1 protein-coding gene is annotated in these 914 nt (G+C 63.0%); it reads right to left on the bottom strand.

Annotated features, from left to right (window positions below):
• The coding region (gene groEL / locus ACWGS9_RS34980; protein ID WP_454509452.1) for a chaperonin GroEL at window positions 1–851 on the bottom strand (851 nt) is incomplete at its 3' end.
• Window positions 852–914 lie beyond the last annotated feature (63 nt).

The following is a 914-nucleotide window of genomic DNA, read 5'->3' on the forward strand; positions in this document are numbered from 1 at the left end:
CGGTCACCGAAGCCCGGAGCCTTGACGGCGGCGATCTTCAGGCCACCGCGCAGCTTGTTGACGACCAGCGTGGCCAGGGCCTCGCCTTCGACGTCTTCCGAGATGATGAGCAGCGGCTTCGAGGTCTGAACGACGGCTTCCAGGACCGGCAGCATGGCCTGCAGGTTGGAGAGCTTCTTCTCGTGCAGCAGGATGTAGGCGTCTTCCAGATCGGCGACCATCTTGTCGGCGTTGGTGACGAAGTAGGGCGACAGGTAGCCGCGGTCGAACTGCATGCCTTCGACGACTTCCAGCTCGGTCTCGGCGGTCTTGGCTTCCTCGACGGTGATGACGCCTTCGTTGCCGACCTTCTGCATCGCTTCCGCGATCATCTTGCCGACCGACTCGTCGCCATTGGCCGAGATCGTGCCGACCTGGGCGACTTCCTCGGAGGTCTTGATCTTCTTGGCCGCCTTGCCGAGAGCAGCGACGACTTCCGCAACGGCGAGGTCGATGCCGCGCTTGAGGTCCATCGGGTTCATGCCGGCGGCAACAGCCTTGTTGCCTTCCTGCACGATCGCCTGGGCGAGAACGGTAGCAGTCGTGGTGCCGTCGCCGGCGATGTCGTTGGTCTTCGAAGCGACTTCGCGGACCATCTGCGCGCCCATGTTCTCGAACTTGTCCTCAAGCTCGATCTCCTTGGCGACGGTGACGCCGTCCTTGGTGATGCGCGGGGCGCCGAACGACTTGTCGATGACGACGTTGCGGCCCTTGGGGCCGAGCGTGACCTTCACCGCATCGGCGAGGATGTTGACGCCGCGCAGCATGCGCTCACGGGCGTCGCGGGAGAATTTTACTTCTTTGGCAGCCATGTTTAGCTCCTGGCAGGGGCTCGGGAAGAGCCCGAAAATTCAGTTGACGGTGAGGCCGATGAT

The sequence above is a fragment of the Mesorhizobium sp. Arg314 genome (assembly GCF_053714275.1).